Annotated in this window: 19 protein-coding genes and 1 riboswitch; of the genes, 2 read left to right on the top strand and 17 right to left on the bottom strand. The window is 47.0% G+C overall.

From position 1 onward, the window contains the following. The 5 genes from MKY19_RS06235 to MKY19_RS06215 form a co-directional block, all read right to left on the bottom strand. Nucleotides 1–342, bottom strand: coding sequence for a MaoC family dehydratase (locus tag MKY19_RS06235; RefSeq protein WP_339801276.1), 342 nt, complete (start codon nt 340–342; stop codon nt 1–3). Next, nucleotides 317–718, bottom strand: a complete 402-nt coding sequence (locus MKY19_RS06230; protein ID WP_339801273.1) for a MaoC family dehydratase N-terminal domain-containing protein — start codon at nt 716–718, stop codon at nt 317–319. The genes MKY19_RS06235 and MKY19_RS06230 overlap by 26 nt, the downstream gene beginning before the upstream one ends. After that, on the bottom strand, nt 715–1,866 hold the full coding sequence (locus MKY19_RS06225; protein WP_339245715.1) for a thiolase family protein: 1,152 nt from the start codon (nt 1,864–1,866) through the stop codon (nt 715–717). The genes MKY19_RS06230 and MKY19_RS06225 overlap by 4 nt, the downstream gene beginning before the upstream one ends. After that, nucleotides 1,863–3,344 (bottom strand): AMP-binding protein, encoded by a 1,482-nt coding sequence (locus tag MKY19_RS06220; protein ID WP_339801269.1) that lies wholly within the window; start codon nt 3,342–3,344, stop codon nt 1,863–1,865. Before MKY19_RS06220 ends, MKY19_RS06225 begins: the two co-directional genes overlap by 4 nt. Before the next feature lie 209 nt (nt 3,345–3,553). After that, entirely contained in the window at nt 3,554–4,267 is a 714-nt protein-coding gene (locus MKY19_RS06215; protein ID WP_149645151.1) for a queuosine precursor transporter, read from the bottom strand. 10 nt (nt 4,268–4,277) lie between these two features. Continuing rightward, a riboswitch (PreQ1 riboswitch) is annotated at nt 4,278–4,323 on the bottom strand. A gap of 343 nt (nt 4,324–4,666) precedes the next feature. On the opposite strand from MKY19_RS06215, the gene MKY19_RS06210 reads away from it, so the two are divergent. Continuing rightward, nucleotides 4,667–6,355, top strand: coding sequence for a methyl-accepting chemotaxis protein (locus MKY19_RS06210; protein WP_076284102.1), 1,689 nt, complete (start codon nt 4,667–4,669; stop codon nt 6,353–6,355). A gap of 58 nt (nt 6,356–6,413) precedes the next feature. On the opposite strand, the gene MKY19_RS06205 is transcribed toward MKY19_RS06210, so the two are convergent. The 8 genes from MKY19_RS06205 to MKY19_RS06170 form a co-directional block, all read right to left on the bottom strand. Next, nucleotides 6,414–6,740 carry a YnfA family protein gene (locus MKY19_RS06205; RefSeq protein ID WP_339801265.1) on the bottom strand — a complete coding sequence of 109 codons (327 nt, stop codon included), beginning with the start codon at nt 6,738–6,740 and terminating at the stop codon, nt 6,414–6,416. A gap of 189 nt (nt 6,741–6,929) precedes the next feature. Further along, a complete protein-coding gene (cobS, locus tag MKY19_RS06200) occupies nt 6,930–7,745 on the bottom strand; it encodes an adenosylcobinamide-GDP ribazoletransferase (protein WP_339801262.1) in 816 nt (271 codons plus the stop codon). Continuing rightward, on the bottom strand, nt 7,742–8,290 hold the full coding sequence (gene cobU, locus MKY19_RS06195; RefSeq protein WP_042185626.1) for a bifunctional adenosylcobinamide kinase/adenosylcobinamide-phosphate guanylyltransferase: 549 nt from the start codon (nt 8,288–8,290) through the stop codon (nt 7,742–7,744). The genes cobS and cobU overlap by 4 nt, the downstream gene beginning before the upstream one ends. After that, a complete protein-coding gene (gene cobT, locus MKY19_RS06190) occupies nt 8,287–9,348 on the bottom strand; it encodes a nicotinate-nucleotide--dimethylbenzimidazole phosphoribosyltransferase (RefSeq protein WP_339801258.1) in 1,062 nt (353 codons plus the stop codon). The genes cobU and cobT overlap by 4 nt, the downstream gene beginning before the upstream one ends. A 92-nt stretch (nt 9,349–9,440) precedes the next feature. Further along, the gene (locus MKY19_RS06185) at nt 9,441–10,604 is read right to left on the bottom strand and encodes an aminotransferase class I/II-fold pyridoxal phosphate-dependent enzyme (RefSeq protein ID WP_339269344.1); all 1,164 of its coding nucleotides are present in this window, start codon (nt 10,602–10,604) and stop codon (nt 9,441–9,443) included. Continuing rightward, a complete protein-coding gene (locus tag MKY19_RS06180) occupies nt 10,597–11,529 on the bottom strand; it encodes a D-alanine--D-alanine ligase (protein WP_339804184.1) in 933 nt (310 codons plus the stop codon). Before MKY19_RS06180 ends, MKY19_RS06185 begins: the two co-directional genes overlap by 8 nt. A gap of 19 nt (nt 11,530–11,548) precedes the next feature. Further along, nucleotides 11,549–13,000: a PLP-dependent aminotransferase family protein gene (locus tag MKY19_RS06175; RefSeq protein ID WP_339801254.1), complete on the bottom strand. Its 1,452-nt coding sequence runs from the start codon at nt 12,998–13,000 to the stop codon at nt 11,549–11,551. Between the two features lie 125 nt (nt 13,001–13,125). Then, a complete protein-coding gene (locus tag MKY19_RS06170) occupies nt 13,126–13,662 on the bottom strand; it encodes an ATP-binding protein (RefSeq protein ID WP_339801251.1) in 537 nt (178 codons plus the stop codon). A gap of 167 nt (nt 13,663–13,829) precedes the next feature. On the opposite strand from MKY19_RS06170, the gene catA reads away from it, so the two are divergent. Then, nucleotides 13,830–14,489: a type A chloramphenicol O-acetyltransferase gene (gene catA / locus MKY19_RS06165; RefSeq protein ID WP_042185618.1), complete on the top strand. Its 660-nt coding sequence runs from the start codon at nt 13,830–13,832 to the stop codon at nt 14,487–14,489. Between the two features lie 113 nt (nt 14,490–14,602). On the opposite strand, the gene MKY19_RS06160 is transcribed toward catA, so the two are convergent. The 4 genes from MKY19_RS06160 to MKY19_RS06145 form a co-directional block, all read right to left on the bottom strand. Continuing rightward, entirely contained in the window at nt 14,603–15,289 is a 687-nt protein-coding gene (locus tag MKY19_RS06160; protein WP_262495570.1) for a histidine phosphatase family protein, read from the bottom strand. Beyond that, complete coding sequence (cbiB, locus tag MKY19_RS06155) at nt 15,268–16,227, bottom strand: adenosylcobinamide-phosphate synthase CbiB (RefSeq protein WP_339269340.1); 960 nt, start codon at nt 16,225–16,227, stop codon at nt 15,268–15,270. The genes MKY19_RS06160 and cbiB overlap by 22 nt, the downstream gene beginning before the upstream one ends. Nucleotides 16,228–16,276: 49 nt before the next feature. After that, nucleotides 16,277–17,056 carry an adenosylcobinamide amidohydrolase gene (locus MKY19_RS06150; RefSeq protein WP_262495571.1) on the bottom strand — a complete coding sequence of 260 codons (780 nt, stop codon included), beginning with the start codon at nt 17,054–17,056 and terminating at the stop codon, nt 16,277–16,279. Between the two features lie 574 nt (nt 17,057–17,630). Beyond that, the gene (locus MKY19_RS06145) at nt 17,631–18,719 is read right to left on the bottom strand and encodes a threonine-phosphate decarboxylase (protein ID WP_339801244.1); all 1,089 of its coding nucleotides are present in this window, start codon (nt 18,717–18,719) and stop codon (nt 17,631–17,633) included. Nucleotides 18,720–18,841 lie beyond the last annotated feature (122 nt).

Genomic DNA, 18,841 nt, shown 5'->3' with positions numbered 1-18,841 from the left:
CTACACCTCTTTCACTGAAAAAGCTCCCGTAGCAATAACATCGCCAACTTCTGTTGTAAGAGTCACTTTAACCATGCAGTCATCCTCCGCAAAATCAAAAATCACGACATTATCTACCTCTATAGGCTTAAGAAATTTCATATCATATTGAGTGATCCACTGTGCCTGATGCTCCTCGATATATAAGGATTGGGCTAATCCCATTAGATACATCCCATGCGCAATGGGCCGCTTAAATCCAGCCTCAGTTGCAGCATCCTCATCTAGATGAATAGCGGCCAGATCTTGGGAAGCTGCTGCATATTGCCGGATAGCCTCAGCCGTTATGCATTTTCTCATCATGATCATCACCTACCCGAATTAACACCGTTTCTGCGGTGACTATAAGCTCGCCTTCACATTTACAAACCAGCGTATGTGTGTAAAAGGTCAGCTTGCCCTGCCGGCCATCTTTTTGCACCTTGCTCGTTAATGCTAATTCACAATCTAACGTCATCCCTGCCGTAATCGGAGCTTGATATGAGAATTTCTGAGTGCCGTGAAGCAAGGGCTCTCCCTTGCTAAGCCAAGGAATATCGAAGGCTTGCCAAAAAATAATAGGCATCGTAGAAGGAGCAATCAGATTGCCATTAGTCGTCTGCACGGGTGCCTCAATACTCTGTGCGTAATCCGATATCCACTCAGCAGTCATAAGAATCTGATGTCGGACGCTGTTCATTCCGTAACCTCCACAAGCGTAGCCAGCCCCAACCCGCCGCCAATGCCCAAAGTGGCAAGTCCCCTTTGATAAGGCGTATGCTGCATTTCAGCACATAAGCGAGTCATTAAAATCGCTCCGGACGCCCCATATGGATGACCGATAGCTAATGCGCCTCCTCCAAGATTGACCTTTTCCTGTGGGATCTGAAGCTCATTCAGTGAGGCTAGAACTTGCGAAGCAAAGGCTTCATTAAACTCTACGATATCTAAATCGGCTATGGTCAGCTGTTGACGATGTAACACCTTTTGTACAGCTGGAACTGGGCCCATACCTAAATAATTCGGATCTACACCTGCTGCTTGCGCATCTACGACACGCAGGATAGGTTTAAGCTTGAGTTGCCGACATTTCTCACGGGACATCATTAATAGAAGCGCCCCACCATCATTAATAGGACAGGCATTTCCAGCGGTGACAGTACCCTTTTCTTCAAAGATTGAAGGTAGCTTTCGCAGCTTGTCCAGGCTCGTATTAGCCCTTGGACATTCGTCGGTGTTCACCCACTCCCCCTCAACCAGAAGAGGTACAATCTCCTGCTGAAACCTACCACTTTGCTGAGCATGAACGGCCTTCTGATGGCTTTTCAAGGCATATTGATCCTGCTCTTCTCGCGAAATCCCATACTTCCGCGCTACATTTTCCGCAGCAATTCCCATATCCGGATCACCGTAAGCGCTAGGTGTAAAATGAGCACGGGTATATAGCTGCGGAACCCCCATCAAGGTTTGGGGCTTAGCCATTTTCCAAGGGGCACGACTCGTGCTCTCAACACCGCCCGCTAAATAAATCTCACCTGCGCCACTTTGAATAAGCCGTGCTGCTATATTAATGGCCTCTAGCCCAGAACCGCACTGCCGATCAACAGTAACGCCCGGAACCGAAACAGGCAGTCCCGCTTCAAGCGCAGCTACCCGGGCAATATTCCCACCCGGACCGACCACATTTCCAATAATCACATCATCGATCATATCTACGGGCAGATTCGTCTCTGCCACAATATGCTGAATAAGCGGCGCCAGTAATGCTTCCGGCTCAAATGTACTTAATAAGCCGCCCATCCTGCCAATCGGTGTACGTTTTGCCATAACAATTACTGCTTCTATCATACCATCGCTCTTTTCACATAGTCTTTCATCGCTTGCCGGGCAATTTTGCCACTGCTTGTATAGATAAACTCATCAACTGTCAGCAGTTGCTTCGGCGCTTTGTAACTTGCTAAATACTGGCGACAATAATTCTTTATTTCGTCTATAGATAAATGCTTTGCACCATTCCATTTCACGAGGACTGCCAGCTGTTCTCCCCAATAATCGTCAGGGACGCCAAGCACCATTACTTCTTGTATTTCCGGAAGATGCTCCAGTACTCGCTCTATTTCCTCTGGATAAACGTTCAGCCCACCGGAGATGATTCTATTTTTCAAGCGACCCGCCAGATATAAATAACCAGCTTCATCCTGATAAACATAATCCTCCAACACAAGCCATCCCTCTCGAAAAGCTGCTACGGTCTCCTTCGGCAATTGATGGTAGCCTAGAAATATCATATCACTTCGCACATATAACTGCCCAATCTCCCCCGTGGGGACTTCACGGAACTCTTCATCACGAATGGAAATTTGCACTCCGGGATAGGGCTTGCCTACAGAGTTCGGATTATGCTCTTCCAGAACATCCAAATAACTAATATAACTCGCTTCTGAGGAACCATAGGATTCATAGAGACGCGCTCCAGCGAACACTTCTATACCCCTTTTTTTGGACAACTCCGACCACTTTGCACCTGAGCTAATAATCGCATCAATCTGCGTCTGCCCAGGAACAGCCTGCTGCATCATGGATTCAAGCATTGTCGGTACAACAAACAACACCACACCCGGAATCTGCCTGCACAGCTCTAACACCTGTGTGGCGCTAAATTTTTGCGTAATATGAAAGTTTGCTCCACCATACAGACTCTGCATTACAGCGAACAAGGACAGCGAATGCACAAACGGACCCGGTGCTAAAACATCACTCATAGAGTTCAATTCAAAGGCAGCACTCGATACCTCAAAGCTCTTTAACCACGATAAATGGGTACGCATATATCCTTTGGGGAGCCCCGTTGTGCCTGAAGTAAAGCCGATAAATAATAACTCATTCGTCTCATCCAATTCAGCTTCTGGCTTCAGAGCCTTCAACCACTGATCATAGGAACCTGTTCGTTCATTTGAAAAAGTCAGCGTTGGGATGGCTCGGTCCTTGAAGACCAAATTCTTTGCAGCTTCCGGCTCAGCAAAAATCATTGTCGGCTGGCACTGCTCTATAATAATCCGCAGTTCATTTGCACTCCACTTGGGATCTAAAGGAATGGGAACACAGCCTGCATAAATAGCCCCCAAGAAAACCTCGACAAATTCAATGCGATTCGTAGATAAAATAGCGATTTTGTCATGCTTAAGGCCCATTTGCTGTAGACCATTGGCAATTCTCCGCATCGCTTGCACTAATGTTGCATAGGTATGCGTTGCTTGGTCATGGGTTAAGGCAATGCTGTCGGGCTGTTCTGCTGCATAACGCAGTATAGGAACTACTAGATTCATCCTTCACCACACCTATTCGTAATTTCTGTGACTACCGATTATGTACACTCTCTTCGCTCGGGATACAATTAGAATGGCTACGATAGCTTATTTTAGCTTTATATTAATTTTATGTACATATTTATATGGAACGTTTGATCCCTCTTACGACTGGAAAAATCAAACAGCGCGCATCGATTATGATCGGTACGCGCTGGCTGTATTGTTGTTTATTCCTTCTTATGAGCGGATGATGGTATTCCATCTTCAGCAAAAGTAAAAGTTCGGGCGATATATAAGATAGGTGTGCTTACTGCGGTTAGTAAGAATTTCGCTAGATACGTTGTAAGCAAAATTTCAAACCACACACTCCAGTTATACAACCCAGCAAATGCAATGGTACAGAAGATTAGTGTATCCACAAAGGAGCTAATCATCGTACTGCCGTTGGAACGAATCCACAACTGACTTGAGGTGCTGTAATATTTGCGAATCCAGGAGTACAACCGAACGTCTAGGAACTGACTAATGAAGTAAGCAGTCAGACTACCCAACGCTAGTCGAGGCATCAGACCAAAGATCGTCTCCAAAGAAGACTGAGCAATATCGGTCTCTTGCGGCTTAAATACTAGTACCATCTGCATAATGACTGTCGTCATAAGCAAGGTGAAGAAGCCAAACCAAACCGCTTTACGTGCTTCTGCTCTTCCATACTTCTCATTAAGCAAATCGCTGGTCATATACAAAGTGACATACATCGTATTTCCGAGTGTCATCACGATATCAAATGGCATAGCAATCGTCTTAGCTACCTGAATGTTTGCAATTACAGTAGCGATACCTACCCATGCATACATTCCACTTTTGCCGAACAGGCGGTAACAGAGTAGAAAAAAAGCAAAATTGACAATAACAAATAAAACTCCCCACATCAAATTAAACATATTGCTTAAACTCCTCCTAGTTTTGTTTACGCGGGATGGTTACGAACCGCGGCATACATTAAGTTTTGGAACAAAACATTAATACTCTATCACACTGTCGTCAAACAATCCATAAAAATAAACAATTTATGAAATGGGTATTTATACCCATTTTTATTAACTAAAAATAAAAGTGTCAGTAATAATTCATCTTTTTCAGAAAAATATGCTATATAAACTAAAACTTTCACTATTCATCCAGAGGTTAATTCTATAGAATAGTATCAAACACTTCATTCCCGATCCATTTAGTTGATATATTACATAACTATGGAATATATTGCAGGTTGCCAGTCAATAGCAGTCGGTAGGGATATAAAGAAATGGGGCTTCGCTGCCCATAAAAAGGGGGAGAACAATATGTTTCGTTTCAAGCAGTCGATCAGTCGCAGATTTACGCGTTTATTATTTGTAGTTCTATTACTCACGTCTCTTTTGTTAAGTACCAGCTTCTACTTTATATCCACCAGTATTTTCAACAGCTATGTCATGCCACAAATCAATCAAATTCTAACTGCAGCTGCTCAGGACGTATATAAGAATATAAATACAATGCATGCTCAGCAAGCACTAAAGAAGAACGAACAAGCAGCCACCAATCTTGAATTCTATTTTCAGGATAAGAGAAAGCAGCATGGGGTTGAGACTATTTTTCTACTCAATCTAAAAGGCAAGGAAGCTGAGGTTCTGTCCGTAGATCATGATGCAAAATTAAAGCCGGAGGAAATTGTTAAGGTATCCTCTGCAATGCAGCAAGCTCTTAAAGGAAAGAGTGGACTAAGCGATACATACAAGGATTCGCATGGTGTACATAAGTCAGCTTATATCGGAATTCCCGGAAGTACGATGGTTATCGGAATCAGCAGTGATGTAAGCTTTATTCAAGAAAAAACAGACAGTATTCTGTGGACCAGCGCCGGGATCACTCTGCTAACGCTGATCATAGGCTCAACTGGTGCCTGGTTTATGAGCATGCGGATTACTCGTCCTATCTCAAAGCTTGCAGCTTACAGTGCCCGTCTTGCAGAGGGAGATTTCACAGAGGAATTAACGGTTAAAGGCAGTGATGAGGTAGCTCAACTGTCCAGAAGCTTCCAAGCGATGACCCTGCGCCTAAAAGAAATGATTGGACATGTACTCGTCACCTCAAATACTGTGGTCACCGATTCCAATTCTTTAAGAGAACGTGTAGAGGTCCTAAATGAAATGGCAGACCACTCTAGTACATCTGTTGTAGAAATTGGTAAAGGTAGTACGACCATCGCGAGCAGCGCTCAAGATAATTCAAAAGCTATGGAAGAAATCAATTTCGGCATTCAGCATATTGCTTCAGCAGCCACCGAAGTCACTGAGCAGATCAGTGAAGCTTCCGCTGAAGCGATTGGCGGTAATGAGATTGCCCAAAGCGCCGTTCTGCAAATGCGCCATGTTGAACGTGCCTCCCTGCAGTCACTGGAGCAATTACAAGTTATGAACGAACGTTCAGTAATGATCGGAGAAGTCGTTCATAGTATTACTGAAATTACGAAGCAAATCCAAATGCTGTCGCTCAATGCTTCGATCGAAGCAGCACGTGCAGGAGAACATGGACGCGGCTTTGCCGTTGTTGCCGGAGAGGTACGCAAGCTTTCCGAACAATCCCGTAATGCGAATGAGCAGATTCGTGATTTCCTACTCGGACTTCAGGAAGATATGAATCGCTCCGTTACTGAGATGAACCATGTGAATTCTGAGGTAGCCTCCGGGGTAGGCAAGGTGGCAGAAGCGGGCGATGCCTTCAATCACCTTCTGATTCTGATCCAAAGCATCAATCAGAATATTCAATCCGTATCTGCGGCTACGCAGCAAATCTCAGCAAGTACAGAAGAAGTTAGTGCTTCCGTCGAGGAAACCGCACAAATTACTTCAAGATCCCAAGAAAGTGCGGACACACTATCCGAGAACTCGGAGCGCCAACGTATAGAGCTTGAAGGACATGCAGTAACCGTGCAGCATCTATATGAGCAGGCTAAGAAGCTTCAGGAAGCTGTGCAACAATTTAAGATCTAAAGCTTAGGCTTAAATAAAAACAACCCGTTCACACGAAAGTGTTGAACGGGTTGTTTTGTTAGTGTCTCGGCGCCCAAAGAATGACCGAAACGCCGATCACACAAATAACAGCACCAACCCAGTCATATACATCGGGTGTTTTCTTGTCTACTAGCCAGCCCCATAACACAGCGAGTACGATAAACACCCCGCCGTAGGCTGCGTACACTCTTCCGAAGGACGGAAACTTCTGCAACGTAGGGATGATGCCATAGCCAATCAGAATCACAGAACCTACAAGACCATACCAGAGAGGTCTTGATTCTCTTAGCCATAACCATACTAAGTATCCGCCTCCGATCTCAGCAAGGCCGGCAATTACAAATAGTAGAATGGCAGCAACCATGTCATCCCTCTTTCCTATTGAACTCTAAAAATATCAAATGATTCGCAAAATATGATACAACGTCATCACGGTTAGCAAGTATGTGTACAAGCAAGAATCGGGCCACCAAATAGCTGGAACCACAGGCATCAATAGAGTAAAAAATCAGATTGAGCGAGCTGGCTACTATGCGTCACCCGCAGGAGCTACTCACATGAAATTGTGCTGGAGCAGCACTAATACTAGTAGGAGCACAGCCTCTAGCAGCTCATTCAGCGCGCCATACACATCGCCGGTGAGCCCGCCGAGCCGGCTGCTAATCCGCCGCGCAGCAACGGTGCCGCTGGCCAAGGCCGCAGCCGGCAGCAGTAACGCTGCCGCCAGATGCAGCGGCCACGCGGCTAAGCCAGCGCCGAGCGCCAGAGGCGCACCGGCTGCGGCTAGCGAGAGCAGCGCGGCTATCGCCAGCGCGCGCCGCTCATGCGAGGGAGCGAGGCCGGCGAAGCTCGCGGCCAGCCCCTCGTTCCCGCGGGCAATGGGATAACGCACCATTGCCCGCACCATATACCAGCGGCTCCAGATCGCTGGCAGCAAGAGCAGTGGTAGCTCGTAATAGGCGTAGCCTTCGATTAATGCTGCCACTAAAGAGGCCTTTAACAGCAAGAGCAGCACGCAGGCGAGCACACCCATCGCACCCACACGGCTATCCTTCATAATCTCCAGGATCCGTTCCCTCGGTCGGTAGCTTAGCAGACCATCCGCACTGTCCATCCAACCATCGAGGTGCAGACCTCCGGTGAGTCCTACCCATAGAATGAGGGTAATGACGGCGGCTGGCCAAGCTGGTAAAATCAATCCCGTCAAAGCTGCCCCAGCAGCTACGCAAAGTCCGATAGCTGCACCCACCACGGGATAGAACATTACACTTCGGCGCAGCAGCTCAGGAGAAAATCCAGGGTCACTCTTTACAGGAAACCGGGACAAAAACTGAAAGGCAGCCGCGGCAGCATCCCTGCGCTCCCTCATAAACGATACTCCCTGCTCTTGAGTTCAATTGGAATGCCAGCAGTCACTAAAAAAACCTGCTCGCATTGCCGAGCAAGCAACGCGTTCATACGTCCTGCCAGATCACGGTACAATCGGCCAAGCGCATACTCCGGAACAATACCGTCTCCAACCTCATTAGTGACCAAAATGAGATTTCCTTGAAATGTGTGTACACTGTCTTCAAGTCTTGTAATCTCGCTCTCAATCAACTCTTGCCTATCCGTAAATCCTTCCATGGCTAGCAGTACATTCGATAACCACAACGTTAGACAATCTACGAGAACCGCCTTTTCACCAGATAAACGCTTAAGAAGATCTGGCAAATCATAAGGCTCCTCTAACGTCTCCCAAGCATATCCGCTTTGCGAGCGCTGTTGCTGATGCAGTGCAATCCGTTCATTCATTTCATCATCAAACGCTTGTCCGGTTGCAACATAGAAGGCCTGATCTGCCAGTGACGACATCAGTTTTTCTGCAAAGCCACTTTTCCCGCTACGCGCCCCTCCCGTTACAAGAATACTCATTGTTTCCCAGCTCCAGAGATGCCTGCACTTTCAAAGGTGGCCATTTCGCTCAAAATGCGGCATATCGCCTCAATTAAATGAAGGGACAATACGCCTCCAGTTCCTTCACCCAAACGAAGACCCAGGTTAAACAACGGTTCAAGCCCAAGCTGCTCCAGCATCAGCTTATGTCCCTGTTCACCTGATAGATGGGAGCCTATCATATAAGCAATGGATTCTGGCGCAAGCGCCTTCGCCACAAGAGCTGCCGCGCCCGAAATAAAACCATCCAAAATGACAGGTACCCTAGCAGCAGCTGCGCCAAGAATTAGACCAGTCAAACCAGCGATTTCGAGTCCCCCTACTTTGGACAATACATCCAGCGGATCTGCCGGATTCGGTTGATTCACCTTTAAAGCGCGTTCCACAACTGCAATCTTATGTAGTAGACGTTCATCATCAATTCCCGTTCCTCTTCCAACGGCTACTTCAGGTGGTATTCCTTTTAGAGCACACAGAATAGCTGCGCTAGCCGTTGTATTCCCTATGCCCATTTCACCTGTAATAAAAATCTCTGTCCCGTTCTCAATCGCTTCTTGTGCGATTCTTATACCTACAAGCACAGCATTCATCGCTTCTTCACGACTCATCGCAGGTCCCACGGCTATATTATCCGTTCCTCGGCGCACTTTACAATCAATCAGATCCTCATGACTAAGGTCGCCGTTAACACCGATATCAACGAACTTCACCTCAGCCCCAGCTTGGCGTGCCAGTACATTCACAGCCGCTCCTCCGCTGAGAAAATTATAGGCCATCTGCATTGTGACTTCCTGTGGAAATGCACTAACTCCCTCGCAGCATACACCGTGATCGGCAGCCATCACAACTACCGTTCGTTTGGTGAAACTAGGCTGCTCCGTACCCGAAATTCCAGCGAGCTTAACGGCCAAGGTCTCCAATTGTCCCAGGCTGCCCGGTGGTTTAGTTAGAATGTTCAGGCGGTGCTCCGCTTTTAGGAAAGACTGTTCATCAGCCGGTGTGATTCGTTTAATTACTTCTTGAATAGTTGAAATCATAATTTAACCTCCAATTAAATAGATCCGTATAACCTATTCTATCTTATCTACACAGAAAAGCCCCCATCTATGATAGATGGGGACCACTAGAATTACAACTTCACTTTCATAAATCCTTCGATTCTCTCCAGCGCTTCCGTCAATTTTTGTAGGGATGCTGCATAAGAGCAGCGAATATACCCTTCTCCACCCGCTCCAAACACATGCCCCGGAACCGCAGCAACACCAACCTCCTTGAGCAGCTGCAAAGCGAAATTCTCTGACTTCATTCCGGTATTAGCGATGGAAGGAAAGACATAAAATGCACCCTCCGGCTCGTGGCAAGGTAAACCAATAGATCGAAATCCACTAACCAGCAGCTTTCTTCGCTCATCAAAGCATCGTTTCATGTGGTCCTTATGCTCCATACCGTTCCGCAGTGATTCAATGGCAGCGATTTGACCTAGTATCGGAGCACACATCGCAGTGTACTGATGGATTTTGAGCATCGCAGCAATTAATTCGTGATCACCACAAGCATAACCCACTCTCCAGCCAGTCATCGCAAAAGCTTTGGAGAAGCCACTAATGACAATCGTTCGTTCCAACATCCCAGGAAGGGAGGCAATACTGACATGCTGACTATCATAGGTTAACTCGGCATAGATTTCATCTGAAATGACAAGTAAGTTATTCTCTTTTACAATCTGTGCAATGGGTAGCCAATCCTCATAAGTCATTACTGCTCCTGTAGGATTAGTCGGAAAATTCACCATAAGAATCTTGGAACGCGGGGTAATCACCTGCCGCAACGCTTCAGGAGTAAGCTTAAAACCCTGCTCGGCTGAAGATTCAACCTCTACCGTAATCCCACCGTTCAAATGAGTAATCGGCGAATACGCAATATAGCTCGGAGAAGGGACGATAATCTCATCCCCGGGTGTAATAAAGGCCCGCAGAGCCAAATCCACGGCTTCACTGCTTCCCACTGTAACCATAATCTCGTTAGTTGGCTCATAGCGGAGATTGAAGCTTGTGTGCAGATAAGAGGCAATCTCTTCTCTAAGCTCCAACAAGCCGGAATTTGGTGTATACATCGTCTCCCCATTATTCAAAGCACGAATACAGGCAGCTCTTACATGCTCCGGTGTAACGAAATCAGGCTCGCCTACACCAAGCGATATAATATCCTGATTCCCTGTACTTAGGTCAAAAAAAGCCCGAATCCCCGAGGGAGCAATCTCCCGTACACGCGGAGTAATCCATTCATTATGCATGACTGAGCACCTCTTCTTTCGGGCTCTTTTCTGTTAGGGAAAGGGAAATGATCTCGTCCAGCAGTCCGCTGAAGGTGTAACCTGCCGCTTGCGCGCTTTTTGGTAAAAGACTCGCCTTCGTCATGCCCGGTAATGTGTTCACCTCCAGCACATATGGAATACCATCCTTAATGAGCATATCCACCCTTGCGTACACGCTGCATTTTAGTGTTTTGTAGCAAGTTAAGGCTGCATCACGTACTCGCTCATACACCTCAGCTGGTAGATCAATGACCCGTTCGTCTGCCCCGCCATCTTCGTATTTCGCACTGTAATCGAACCACTCCGCATGCGCCGAGGTGATTCCCAAAACGGGCAGCATCTCTCCATTTAGAATAGAGCAAGTAATTTCCTGGCCTTGAATGTAGCTCTCGATCAGAATCGACTGATCACAGGCAAAAGCCTTCTGTACTGCGCTCAACAGCTCCTCGCTACTGCTCACCTTTTCCATACCGATACTCGAACCGCCTGCACATGGCTTCACCATAACAGGATATCCAATCCGCTCTACGGCTTCTTGAGAATAATCCTTCATACTATCCCAACACAGCCAATCCGCCGTATTGACGCCTGAGCAGCGCATAAGCTTTTTGGAAAGATCTTTATCCATACAAATGCTGCTAGACAAAACGCCACTACCCGTATAAGGAATCCCCATTGTCTCCAGCGTCCCCTGAACCGTACCGTCCTCTCCGTAAGCTCCGTGGAGCGCAAGCAGCGCGATATCGATTCCTTTTGCCTGCTCAATAAGCTCTTCACGCTTGGTGATCACTATTGGAGTAACCTCATATTTATTGGGATCTAGATTCTTTAAAATCTCTCTACCGCTATTCATGGATACCTCATACTCTGAGGACACCCCGCCCATAATTACGCCTACCTTCATCTTCATCTCAAGCACCTCTTTATCCCATTAGTTGTCGTGCTGTTCTGCCAATAATCTCGATCCCCTTGCGGATATCCTCATCCGTCACTCTGGAGAAACCGATCCGTATCGTATTTTGACCTTTACCGTCTGTGAAGAATATATCTCCTGCTGTAAAAATAACCCCTTGTTCATGACAGGCCGCTAGCAGCGTCCTTGTATTAAAACCCTCCGCAAAGGTTACAAAAAGATGCAATCCGCCATCCCCTGATAACGCCGTATAAGGAATAAACTCCTTGCAGCATTGCAGGGTTAATTCATATTTTCGTTTATATTCCGCTCTGGCTTTTTTCAAATACTTCTCTAAATGGCCACCTAATAAGTACTGATACAAAATGGATTGATCCAGCGTCGAGGTATGAATGGTACGTGCGCGCTTGACGCTTTCGAGAGAATAGATCAGCTCCTGATCTGCCAGCACCCAGCCTACGCGTAGTCCCGGAAATAATACCTTTGAGAAGCTACCTAGATAGATCACGCTGTTGCCGCTCCCTGCTGCTGCGATAAGTGGAGCCACATGTGAGCCCGAATAGCGTAACTCCTCGTTAAAACCATCCTCGATCACTGGTATTTGGTACCGGTTCATCAGCTTCATTAGCCTCTGTCTTTTCTCGGGAGACATTACAATGCCGGTCGGATTATGATAAGAGGGGACAAAGTAGGCACAGTCAAAGGCTTGCTCCTGCAATGCCTTCTCCAGCTCAACCAGATCAATCCCATCACGCTCCATAGGAATCCCGGTGATCTCAAAGCCATTCAGCTTCAGATTTTTGATCGCCGTATGATGCGTTGGATTCTCACAGATGACCGAACCATTCTTTTTGCTAAGTGCAGACAATACAATATCGAATCCCTCTGTAAAGCCATTGGTGATCAATATATCCTTGCCTTTCATTTCAACGCCTTTGTGCTCCATGTACTGCTTCAAATAGTCTATTAAAGGCTTATACCCTTTGGCATATCCATAATTTAGTAAGACGTTGCCTTCCACCGACATACGATCCATAAAGGAGCGTTTCACATTATCTATATCAAAAAGACTCTCATCAGGTGCGATGCTCGTGAAGGAGATCGTCCCCTTCTCCGCTCGTATGCCGCGCTTCATGATATCCAGATCCTCCGCCAGCCGCGCATGATCATTGATACGCGTCTTCCAGTCCATCGTCCAGGAAGAGATTGTTTCACTGCCGGGAGGTGTAGGTGCCACATAACTTCCCTGACCCTGCACGGCATACGCAAATCCATCATCCTCAAGCTCTGCATAAGCAGAGATTACGGAGTTGCGGCTAACCTTAAGCAATGTGCTGAGTTCTCGTGTGGAGGGCAGCTTTTGATTGCCTTGCAGACCGCCTTTTATGATTAAGTGCTTCATATAGTCTTTAATTTGTATATACACCGGCCGTCCGGCTATGAGCTTAAAATCCTTAAACATCTCTCAATCGCCCCCATGACTATCATGGCACAATCACTCGCTTAAAAAAAGAACCACAGCCATGGGATTTTAATCCGGCTGTGGTTCTATGAGCGGACAAATGCCCAAAAAATCAAGTTATAGATCTATGCTTCGATCACAAGCTCCCCTTCTCCAGTAGGGATCTCAAAACCATTTAAAAACCGGGTTAGTATGTCCTCAGTAATCGGAAATGCGGCATTAGCGTCAAAACGTTCACTCCGGATAAGCAGTCTCTGACGCAATTCATTTGGCTGAATTTTTAAGTGAATCAGTTCCCACACGCCACCATAACTCTCAATAAGTTGCTTGTAATCGTTCCGTCTCTGACGTTGCCAGAAGCTGAAATCGATGACAACATGATGTTTTGCCTGAAGCAGATTCACCAGCTCCCCCCGCAGCTTTATCTCCGACTCTTCTTTATAGGACTCATAATTCTGCTCTGGATAATCCACCCCGAAACGTCCGTGCGTGGCCCAAATATCTTCATCTATCGAAAGTCTGGCGAATCCCTCTTTCTCCAGCTTTTTAGCAAAGGTTGTTTTACCCGACCCCGCTACACCGCACATCATCACTACGATGGAAGCAACACTCGTACGCTTTTGCTGAAGCAATTTTTCAATAACCAACTTTTCACTCAGCATTATAAATGCATCTTCCTTCCACTTGATCTAGTTTAATTACGGCGATGATGATGGTATACTCATCGTTACAAAATACTTTCTCAAAGGATTGTGATAAGGATATGGTGAAATCAGTCCAGCAGACCTCCTAAAATGAAAAATGAAATAATTTTAGGAGGTCATAATAAATGATTTTTAACCCGATTGTCATTGATAACTGGAGTAGAAAACCCTATTTTGAACATTATTTAAACAATGTCAGATGCACCTATAGCATGACCGCAAATATTGATATCACCCTTCTACTATCAGAGCTTAAGCATAAGGGAATTAAGCTGTACCCAGCACTAATCCACATGATTACTACGGTGGTGAACCGTCATAGTGAATTCCGCACATGCTTTGATTCTGAAGGTAGATTAGGTTATTGGGATAGCTTGTCACCTAGTTTTACAATTTTCCATGATGATGATAAGACTTTTTCAAGCATCTGGACTTCGTACGGTGAAAAGTTTAATGATTTCTATAACCGTTATCTGGATGATATGAAAATGTACGGAAGCGTGAAACAATTTATCGCTAAAGCAAACGAACCCCCGAACACCTTCCCTATTTCTAGTATTCCGTGGGTCAGCTTCACGAGCTTTAACCTGAACGTGTATAACGAGGGAACCTTCCTACTTCCCATCTTTACTATAGGAAAATATTTTCATCAAGACAAAAAAATACTATTACCAATATCGGGGCAATTCCACCATGCCGTGTGCGACGGTTACCATGCCAGCATGCTGTATAATGAATTGCAATCACGTGCAGATACCTATAAGGAATGGTTACCTAACATCTAATTATCCACTTTATTCTGCTGAGGGCGAACGATAGTTTAAACATAAAGGGTTCCAGGTTCCACATATTAGGTATGACTAATATGTGGAACCCTTTTTTTCATTTGATTTTCTCATCAATCTCCCGAAATATCTGCCGACCATTGCCCGTTCCGCCAAAATAGCCTGAGTACCATTGCTGTTCCCGGAGAAGGTGCAACTGCGCTGTAGAATGTGACACCAGGAATTAACTGTGCAAGGAAATTCCGAATAACACCACCATGTGTGACTACCAACACCCTGCTTGTTATTACCTCAGCCTTTTTTTCACTAATTGCAGCCTGCACAAATGTATCCTCAGCCCCTCGCCCCAGATCTGACAGGAAGCTACGCAACCGTTCGTCAAACTGCGCCCATGTTTCACCATCCGGTGGTGTAACTGTGGAAGGATTATCAATCCATCTTCTATACAGTGAGTTATCCTTCAATTCCTCATAAGTGCAGCCTTCGAAAGCTCCAAAATTCATTTCGCGCAGACGCGGATCGTAGACAGCCACCTTCTCTAAAGAAGGAGAAATGTAAGCTAGAGTCTCCCGACATCTAAGCAAATCGCTGCAAAATACACACCAAAAATCATTCGATACTTCAGACTGCTGCTTAAGCTGAGATAGCTGCTCTACTGCACTAGATAGCAACGGGAGATCCGAATGTCCTAAGTAACGATGCTCAGCATTCCACTGAGTTTGCCCGTGGCGAACAAGTACTAATTCTAGCTCTATAGAAGGAAACGCCATGTCTAGCATTAGCCCCCGATCCATATCCATGCCACAACCGCGCATAAGCCTACAAAAATTGAAGAGGAGAGCATCATCATCCGCGAGGTCTGAATAATATCGTCCGGCTCCATCGCTCGTACCGGATCACCCATATAGGCTCGGAAAGAAGCGACACCATGATAGACGTTCTCTCCTCCGAGACGGATACCAAGTGCGCCCGCAACAGCGGATTCTGGATAGCCGCTATTTGGGCTTGGATGGAGACGCGCATCCCTCTTCACCATTTGCAGACAATTGCGCCAATCCAGACGAAGCAGCCATGCACACAGTGCCAAGAGCAATGCCGTAATCCGTGCTGGAATGAAGTTGGCAACATCATCAAGCCGAGCGGATGCCCAGCCGAGATCTCGGTATTTATCATTCTTATATCCCACCATGGAATCGAGTGTGTTTACTGCTCGATAAGCCATAGCAAGCGGCGCGCCACCGATGAGCGCATAGAACAATGGAGAAATAATCGCATCGACGATATTCTCTGCTACAGTCTCTACCGTACCGCGCACAATTTCCGGGGAATCTAGCGAAGTCGTATCACGCCCCACGATCATCCCCAACGCCTTGCGGGCAGCAGGGATATCGCCCTTCTGCAATTCCACATACACCGCCATTCCTGCATCCTTTAGTCCCTTGGAGGCAATCGTGGTTGAAATCAACCAAGCCTCGGCTATCCAGACGAGCCACGGTGAGATATATGACAGCAGCCATAGCAGAATGGCTGTCAGTGCCCAAGCACCACCCGCCACACATAGCGGAAGTAACACCCCTGCTCTGCGCAGGCTTTGCGGGTGGGACCATAAACGACGGATCGCCCGCTCCAGAGCCGTGATTGCTTTGCCCATACCGATTACGGGATGGGGCAAGCTACGCGGATCACCTACGATCCGATCAATTACATAAGCCGCAAGCAGTACTAAAGCGATTGTCACAAGCGATCACCTCTGTACATTCTCCAGCAATTCCAGCTACCTATTCTCATTAGCTGTCCTTCCTTGCCTGAACCGATAGCAAACTCCCTGTCACAGCGCTATATACAAGACGCCCGATTGCGCCCCCAAGATCGGTAGCGGTTCCGGCGTAAACATGCTCTGCCTTGTATCGCCCACTTTGGCTCACAGCGAGCACTATCGCATCCGTAGTTGTTCCGGTAGCGATCAGCCCATTCTCGGGATCGGTAATCCCGAGATCTGCCAGTGCAGCAGCTTTGGCTTCGACAGCTGTCTGCACAGCATTGACCATGGCCGCCGGTGTTAGGCAGCCATCAATACCTAGCATTATGTTAATCGTACCCGGGCGATAAACAGCCAGCACATTGCGTTCCACACCCGCGCGCGCAGCATTTCCTGCGGCGGCAGTAACACAAACAAAAATACCCGCTGAGCCTGTGTCTTCCTCAGCTACCGCTGCATGCTCTAGCGGTACTGCCGTCATCAGACCGGCACAGCCAGACATTGAATAACCCCACTCGCGGAGCTTATTCTCCATATCCTGAACAGGATCACTACATTCATAATTGCGGTCAACATATAAATTGACGGCCCTCTCTAGCCGATTCATTCCTCCACCATAGAACGCACTCGATAAACCATCTGCTTCAGCAGGTAGCTCTAGTAGCAGATGGTTTCCCTTCCACTGTAAAGCAAGCCCTGGCCAGATGGCCGAATGGTACTCTTTTACACCTCCTGCGAGGTTAAATGGAATCTTTACTTGCACCATATATCGATCTTGCTCCTTCCACAGCACATTACTTTTATCCATTCATCCAACCCGCTTCGCGGTCGGGCCTGTACTTCCCCAACCGCCTCACTTAGAAACTACCTAATTCTCTATTTCAGCAAATGACTATCTGCTCTAAAATCTACTACAACACATACTCCAATATCCACCTAAAAATCCGTCCCTCACCCATCTATTGCACTTTATACAACAGATTCGGCTTTATTCACTGGCAAAAGCCATTCTGCTGTATTTCTTGCAATAGAATGTCACGTAAAAACCTAATTCACATCATTTTTCAAATTTCTATTGTACACAGTGCTATAGAATCGAATTGCTACGCCAGCAAAGCGAGTTCTGTTGTACGAAATACAACGAATGCACTTTGGAGGATGTCCATCAGAAGCTATCTCACCAAACTTTGTTACAACCCTAAGCATGCGAGCTGAAGCCCGCCATCCGGTATCAAATCGCAACTTCTGCGGTACTTGAGTCACTTATTCATTAGAAACCCTGCCTTCTCTACGCCGCGAGTGTCACTTACAGTAGACTCCCATCCCCCTGCGCTACACCAGACACTTTAACAGCAAACCCACAGCATCCTAAGTTACCTCGGTCACTTATCCGCCAGAATTTCCTTCATCTGTTTTAGCAGCCGGACATTATCCTCATGTCCCTTAACGGCTACTCGGATATGCTCGCCTCCTAGACCGGGGTACATAGCGCAGCTGCGCACCAGTATACCGACACGCCCAAGACGGGTCTGTATCTCAGCCGCACTCCACGGCCAAGGCATGCCACAGAGCAGAAAGTTGGCTTCGCCTGGCGGCACATCGCAGCCTAGCTGCATAAGGCCTTGCCGCAGCAGCTCCCGTTCCGTGGCGATCAGTTCGCGTGTGCGACGTCCATACTCGTGCCCACACTCAAGGCAGGCCTCGCCCGCCAGCAGCGCCAAACCATTCACGCTCCAGGTAACCTGCTTTCCGGTCATCGCCTTTGCCAGCTCCGGATGCGAAATGGCAAACCCGAGACGCAGTCCGGGAATCGCATAAAATTTCGTCATCGACCGCACCAAAATCGTATGCGGAAACTGATCCAGCTCCGGCAACAGTGTATTCCGTTCTGCTTCAGGAATAAAATCAATAAAGGCTTCATCCACAGCCAAGTACGTCCCATAGCTTTCGGCATTCTGCGCTAACCAGCGCAGCTCATCCACAGTATACTGAACGCCATTAGGGTTATTCGGCTGTCCAAGGAACAGCAGATCAACCTTCTCCAGCAGCCCGGCAATCTCGTTCACTCCAGCTTGGAAGTGCTGTTCCCTTGTCCCCTGAACAGATAATACTTCTGCACCGAATTGCACAGATAGCTGCCGGTACTCAGAAAAACAAGGTTCTACGATACCTACCTTTTGCGGAGCAATCGCAAGCAGCAACAATGCCATAGATTCTGCGGCTCCGTTGCCTACTGTCAACCAACTACTATGTACACCAAGGTCCTCTGCTAGCAGACTTTTGAAGCGTCGATGTCCAGGGTCAGGGTAGGCAACCACCGTAGACAATGCTGTTCTAAGTAGCTCTAAGACGGCTGGCGGAGGCCCGATAGGATTGATGTTTGCACTGAAATCAAGAAATGTGCCACCAGCCTCCTCATAAAGTTCCGCAGCTGTTAGCAAATCACCACCGTGGCCGTATTTTTCAAGCATATTTACACTCCCTCTATCCACTTTCGTTTGTTCGATTTGTATCTCATTGCCACCATTATTGCGTCTTTGCCGGGAATACGTCAATGCTCACTAAAGGAATCACCTGAATAACCCCTTGCCTC

Source organism: Paenibacillus sp. FSL R5-0744 (assembly GCF_037972555.1).
Lineage (GTDB): Bacteria > Bacillota > Bacilli > Paenibacillales > Paenibacillaceae > Paenibacillus_AQ.
The sequence above is the reverse complement of the archived record's forward strand: the minus strand, read 5'-3'. Positions and strand labels throughout refer to the sequence as shown.

What these genes read in the sequence shown, in the direction of transcription:
- MKY19_RS06235 (WP_339801276.1), bottom strand. Translation starts at nt 342, where the DNA reads ATGATGAGAAAATGCATAACGGCTGAGGCTATCCGGCAATATGCAGCA.
- MKY19_RS06230 (WP_339801273.1), bottom strand. Translation starts at nt 718, where the DNA reads ATGAACAGCGTCCGACATCAGATTCTTATGACTGCTGAGTGGATATCG.
- MKY19_RS06225 (WP_339245715.1), bottom strand. Translation starts at nt 1,866, where the DNA reads ATGATAGAAGCAGTAATTGTTATGGCAAAACGTACACCGATTGGCAGG.
- MKY19_RS06220 (WP_339801269.1), bottom strand. Translation starts at nt 3,344, where the DNA reads ATGAATCTAGTAGTTCCTATACTGCGTTATGCAGCAGAACAGCCCGAC.
- MKY19_RS06215 (WP_149645151.1), bottom strand. Translation starts at nt 4,267, where the DNA reads ATGTTTAATTTGATGTGGGGAGTTTTATTTGTTATTGTCAATTTTGCT.
- MKY19_RS06210 (WP_076284102.1), top strand. Translation starts at nt 4,667, where the DNA reads ATGTTTCGTTTCAAGCAGTCGATCAGTCGCAGATTTACGCGTTTATTA.
- MKY19_RS06205 (WP_339801265.1), bottom strand. Translation starts at nt 6,740, where the DNA reads ATGGTTGCTGCCATTCTACTATTTGTAATTGCCGGCCTTGCTGAGATC.
- cobS (WP_339801262.1), bottom strand. Translation starts at nt 7,745, where the DNA reads ATGAGGGAGCGCAGGGATGCTGCCGCGGCTGCCTTTCAGTTTTTGTCC.
- cobU (WP_042185626.1), bottom strand. Translation starts at nt 8,290, where the DNA reads ATGAGTATTCTTGTAACGGGAGGGGCGCGTAGCGGGAAAAGTGGCTTT.
- cobT (WP_339801258.1), bottom strand. Translation starts at nt 9,348, where the DNA reads ATGATTTCAACTATTCAAGAAGTAATTAAACGAATCACACCGGCTGAT.
- MKY19_RS06185 (WP_339269344.1), bottom strand. Translation starts at nt 10,604, where the DNA reads ATGCATAATGAATGGATTACTCCGCGTGTACGGGAGATTGCTCCCTCG.
- MKY19_RS06180 (WP_339804184.1), bottom strand. Translation starts at nt 11,529, where the DNA reads ATGAAGGTAGGCGTAATTATGGGCGGGGTGTCCTCAGAGTATGAGGTA.
- MKY19_RS06175 (WP_339801254.1), bottom strand. Translation starts at nt 13,000, where the DNA reads ATGTTTAAGGATTTTAAGCTCATAGCCGGACGGCCGGTGTATATACAA.
- MKY19_RS06170 (WP_339801251.1), bottom strand. Translation starts at nt 13,662, where the DNA reads ATGCTGAGTGAAAAGTTGGTTATTGAAAAATTGCTTCAGCAAAAGCGT.
- catA (WP_042185618.1), top strand. Translation starts at nt 13,830, where the DNA reads ATGATTTTTAACCCGATTGTCATTGATAACTGGAGTAGAAAACCCTAT.
- MKY19_RS06160 (WP_262495570.1), bottom strand. Translation starts at nt 15,289, where the DNA reads ATGGATATGGATCGGGGGCTAATGCTAGACATGGCGTTTCCTTCTATA.
- MKY19_RS06150 (WP_262495571.1), bottom strand. Translation starts at nt 17,056, where the DNA reads ATGGATAAAAGTAATGTGCTGTGGAAGGAGCAAGATCGATATATGGTG.
- MKY19_RS06145 (WP_339801244.1), bottom strand. Translation starts at nt 18,719, where the DNA reads ATGCTTGAAAAATACGGCCACGGTGGTGATTTGCTAACAGCTGCGGAA.